This window comes from Occallatibacter sp. (genome assembly GCF_049802275.1).
Lineage (GTDB): Bacteria > Acidobacteriota > Terriglobia > Terriglobales > Acidobacteriaceae > Telmatobacter.
Genome location: NZ_JBARMD010000439.1, coordinates 1 through 5,063, shown reverse-complemented (window position 1 = coordinate 5,063; position 5,063 = coordinate 1). Strand labels below are relative to the sequence as shown.

Here is a 5,063-nt window from a genome sequence, read left to right as displayed (position 1 = left end):
GGGCGGGGCCACTGTTTCCGGTCGAACTGCACTCGTCCACGCCAGTAGGGCTGGCGCTTTTAGTCGCCTGCCCGCTGGGGATGCTTGTTGGTCTCGCCTCCGCCTTTCTGAGCCGCCTGATGTACGGCCTCGAAGATGGGTTCGAGCACGTTTGTGGTCGTCTCAAAGTGCACTGGATGTGGTGGCCGGCGATTGGCGGTATCGGCGTAGGATTAGGCGGCTTCTTTTTCCCTCGCGGGTTGGGTGTTGGATACGACAACATTTCAGAATTGCTGCGCGGAAATGCTCCAGTATCTTTGTTGCTTGGACTATTGGTAGCCAAGTCGCTCATGTGGGCATTTTCGTTGAGTTCCGGAACATCGGGAGGCGTATTGGCTCCCCTGTTGATGATTGGCGCGGCATTGGGTGAATCAGCCGCACGACTGGCGCACATGCCCGGTGAAACGCAAGCTCTATGGGCATTGATGGGAATGGGAGCAATGCTGTCGGGGGCGCTGGGGGTGCCGCTTACCGCGATCCTCTTCTCGCTTGAGCTGACCCATGCAATGCCGGCGCTATTGCCTTTGACACTCACATGTACTGCTTCGTACCTGGTTACATCGCTGGTCATGCCTCGATCCATTCTCACTGAGAAACTAAATCGCCGGGGGTACCATCTGTCGCGCGAATATGGTGTCGATCCTCTCGAGATGGTCTCCGTGGGAGATGTGATGAAAGAGTTGTCAGCCGAGAGTGATGGTATGAGCAATGAGTCCGCAGAAGATGTCGAGGTGTACGCCTATCTGGATGAGACCTGTCGAGCAGTCGCAGAGGAGATGGCAATGACGGGTGCGACACGGATCCCGGTGTTCGATCGGGACAGTGGCTCTGTTTGTGGGAGCATCAGCGCCCACGAGTTATTGGCTGGGCGGAGGCGAGCTGTCGTGCGGGAGTTGGAACGGAACAGGTCTTTTCAGCTTGAGCCACAACGAGGAGGATGACTCTCAAGCTCGGGAGTTCTCCATCGCTCCTTCTCCGATCGGACTCTCGTCGATGATTCCAGGAACGGTAGCAATGACCCTGGTTCCCAGTCCCGGAGCCGATTCGACATTGAGCTTTCCGCGTATCAGGTGAATGCGCTCCTGCATGCTGAGTAGCCCCAACCCCCCTCTTCGCCGGGCCTCCTGCACGTCGAAGCCTATGCCCCTGTCGGTGACGACGAGATGAAGTTCTTCGGCCACGCGATATAACTCCACTCTGAATTCATTTGCCTCGCTATACTTCACAGCATTGTGCAGCGCTTCCTGCGCTATCCGGAAGAGGCATAGTGAGACTTCTTTGGGAAGGTGCCTGGGTACGTCTTTGTCCACGAATTCAACGGTGACCGTGTGCTTCTTCGCCAGCTCCCTGCAAAATCCCCGGACAGCTGCAACGACGCCAAGGTAGTCCAGTCCCGACGAGTGCAGCTGATGCGACAGCGATTGCACATCGCTGGCGATTTGAGCGCAGCGTTTGCGCACCTCTTCAAAACTGGCCTGGGCTTGAGCCGAGGATCCACTTCGAGCGCGATTGGCATGTTCCAGTTCAATCGACAGCAGCGCGAGCTTCTGTGAGATATCGTCGTGGAGCTCTCGCGCGATTCGACTCCGTTCTTTCTCCTGCGCCTCGATTAGCTGGCCACTCACTTTCTCCAGCGCCTGTTGGGCGAGCTTCTGATCGGTCATATCGATCGCCGAGCCGATGAAGCCGGCAAATGACCCATCTCCGTTGACTCGCGGCGATGCTACATCGAACATCCAACGATAGACACCGTCACTACGGCGCAAACGGTATTCCTTGGAGAACGGCTGATGTGCGTTCAACGCCTGCGAGAACGTCCGCAGCATTCCATCCAGATCATCGGGATGAACATAGGTAGCCCACCTATCGCCGTAGCCTGCCTCAGGGTCTGGTCCTGTAAATGCGACTCGCCGTTCGTTTAGGTAGGTGATCTTTCCGTGCGTATCGCACATCCAGACCAAGGCAGGCGCAGCATCTGTCATCACCCGGAAGCGCTTCTCGCTCTCCCGAAGTATGGCCTCTGCCTTTCGCTTTCGCGCCCGCTGCCAGAGCAGACCGATAATCAGCAACGATTGAAGTGCGATCAGCGCAATGGCCGGAATAAAGTATTTCCGGTCTCGTTCCCATAGTGTCGGCTCTCGATACAGGATCAAACTGCCCGGCGGCAGCGCTGATTCCGGAATGTGCCAGTGCTGTAGCGCTGGCCAATCGACCTGGGGCGTTAGATCGGAGTCGCGCACGACGGCAATGTTCTCCGGACGCTCACCGCTGAGCACGCGTGCGGCTAGTTCTCCAGTCAATCTCACATCTTTCGGGATGTCCCGGTATGCGCCACCAATAGCTCCATGCGTCAAACCCAAACCAGGGTAGACAGAGTACGTCGGTAGTCGCTGTGCGACCGCAGACAGGACTTCAAGGTAGCCGAACGTCGCTTCGTTAGAATCGTGCGGCGCGAGTTGAAACAGGACTACCGTATGAGGACCAAGCGCGGCTACTTGCTGAAGTATCTGATTATCCGGAGTGCCGACAATGTCAATTTCTTTCACCTTATCGCGATGGCGAAGGAGTTCGGAATGTGCCAATTCCAGCCAATACCGCTCCCACTCTGATATGCCCGTGATAACCGCAATCGCGTTTGTGCCGGGATGAAGTCGAAGCGCGAGGTCAATCGTCTCCCGCATCCCCAGTGGGACGACCACCCCTGTCACCCCGGGCCAAAGCTTCTGCCTCTCGATTTCGTTGGGGTACACGTCAAAAAAGACGATTGGCACGCCGGGAAACATCTTGTCGCGATATTTCACCGCGAATTGAAGGACCGGATATGTGGATGCGATCACAAGATCGAGCTTCATCCCTCCATAGCCGCGGCGGAAGGTTTCGGCGAGACTGTCCTGATAGTCCTCGTCCTCGAATCGCCGGTTTGACATCGACACGGTGTAGAAGTTGATTTGCCCCGGAATTCTAGCTCGAATCGTGGATTTGAGGACTTCGAAAGACGGCGGTGCGGAATAGGGATAAAGGACCAGTACATTCCTGGAACTCTGCTGCCCCATAGCAATACCGGCGAACGCGCACAACCAAATGCCCAGAAGCGAAATGCAGAATCGAGGGGGATTTCCCTCGGCGCCAAATCGCCAGAACTGATGAAATGCCGTCGGGGTTCGCGCTTTCCTCATCAGAACTCTCACCGATCACAGAAATGTTCGGGACTCGCCGCAAAAAGCGCGTGTGACGGGCCGATATCAGCCCCAAATTCGCGACGTTTCACCGCGACGAGCAAGGATGAAACAGGAGAGAAATGAACAATGGGACGCTTGCCCTGCCAGGACCTCCCGGAATTGTGCAAGGATTCTAGCTTGTCTTCGTGCCGGCTTCTTTAATATCGCAGTCCGTCGCGTATTTTAAACTGTCAAAACTGACAGTACTTGGCGACAGGAAACGCATCAGCGATGAAACTAAGGGAGCTCCGCAGAGCGGGACTGGGAATGCGCCTATCCAGCATGGCATTCGGCGCGGCATCTGATTGCCGATTCACTGCGAAACTCGGCGCCCGAGGCTGATGGCGCCTTGTCCCTTATTCGACGAGAAGGAGCGCAGCAAGACTCGCCCGCGCCCCAGTTTTCAGGAGTACGTGCGGAGCCAGCGCTCGCGGCGAGCTAATGCGCGTGCATATCGGATCAGAACTTTAGGATTACGCCGCCGCAATAACGAAAGTTGTTTTGGTTGTTTGTGCTCGTCAGCGGATTCGTGTATCTGGTCAGGATGTAATCGAATTCTCCAAGCCGGAGTGCAACTCTGTGTGAAACGGACAAGTCGACGCCGCCACCCGCTGCCATTGTAAAAGGGTGTTGACTCGGGGTTGCAACCGTCCCTCCGGCTTGATCAATCGACTGCGACAGATTCACATACGCGTCCGTGTATGATCCGCCAAATAGTACTTCTCCAAATGGCTTGATCAGCGGCGTTGGTATCCGGAGTTCGGGCCCGAACAAATAGGTATACATGTTCCCCTGCGCCACATAAGTACCTGCGGGTATTGTCCCTTTTCCCGGGATGATCACTGGCGATGAATAGGTTTTTGTGAACGTGGTGTTGCCATATCCCATGAAGTCTGCTTTTATCCCGAAGATTTTGAGGAAATGCAGTGTGGCGCCTCCGCCTCCTCCATTGAAGCTGCGGCTATTGACGCCAGTTATTGTGGGGCTGAAGTGCAGGTAGGAATATTCTCCAAAGATTTCAAACCGATCCTGTGCGGAGGCAGACAAGCTTAGCAACAGAATCATGGCTAATAGAAAGATTCTCGAAGATCTCATAGCTTCTCCTTCGCTGGTCTTGCGTCCCTAGTGCTGCTCTTCTCGGCTGAGATGATTCCGGCTCTCATTTCGTTGCTTTCTTCGACCAGGGATAATCAAATCGCGCCGGTTCTCTTGCCGCTCCTTTGCAGACTCCTTCCACTGCTCTTCCATTTAGACAGGTCTGATTCACGCGATCTTTGGGATATATTCAGTTGGCAAGGTCGACCCCCGCAGAATCGGATTTGTTTACGGAGCAAAACCGTTGTCTAACCCGGGTAAAAAACGATCGTCAGCTACTGTTCACCGGCGCGCCATTCGATCGTCGTCGAGGTCGGGTCGCGATTGAACTTAGTGATCCTGAGACAGTTCCGCGTGTCGACGCCCTGAGATCCTTCTAAAACGCGACACTGCTCTGATTCGCGATGAAGATTATGATGGCTGGACCTCCATATCGAACATGGATATGCGACCGTCGCTGGATGGAAGATGGTCATTCAGTACCTGGGCCAAACGCGGGATTCGCACTTTTTAACCGCCTCTGCGGCCACTAACTTACGAAATCGGACAGAAGACCTGTTGATGCAATGGCTATCCTGCGACTCGTGCAATTGGTCTCGTGAGACGGCCTTTACTTCCGCTCATGCATAATCAAGACACGATGGCGCTATTGTGGAATCCGGAGAGCTGGTCGCAAAGGCTGGCGGAGCTTGAGGCACGCTCGGGGGAGCT

Annotated in this window: 3 protein-coding genes; 1 reads left to right on the top strand and 2 read right to left on the bottom strand. The window is 55.2% G+C overall.

The window, feature by feature from the left end; genetic code table 11:
* Positions 1-980: chloride channel protein (locus WA354_RS15325; protein ID WP_472813891.1), on the top strand; the 980-nt coding region annotated here is incomplete at its 5' end.
* A 3-nt stretch (positions 981-983) separates the two neighbouring features.
* Here WA354_RS15325 and WA354_RS15320 read toward each other — a convergent pair.
* Both WA354_RS15320 and WA354_RS15315 read right to left on the bottom strand, forming a co-directional pair.
* Positions 984-3,215: a sensor histidine kinase gene (locus tag WA354_RS15320; protein ID WP_472813890.1), complete on the bottom strand. Its 2,232-nt coding sequence runs from the start codon at positions 3,213-3,215 to the stop codon at positions 984-986.
* A 501-nt stretch (positions 3,216-3,716) separates the two neighbouring features.
* Positions 3,717-4,352, bottom strand: a complete 636-nt coding sequence (locus WA354_RS15315; RefSeq protein WP_472813889.1) for a hypothetical protein — start codon at positions 4,350-4,352, stop codon at positions 3,717-3,719.
* Between the last annotated feature and the right edge of the window lie 711 nt (positions 4,353-5,063).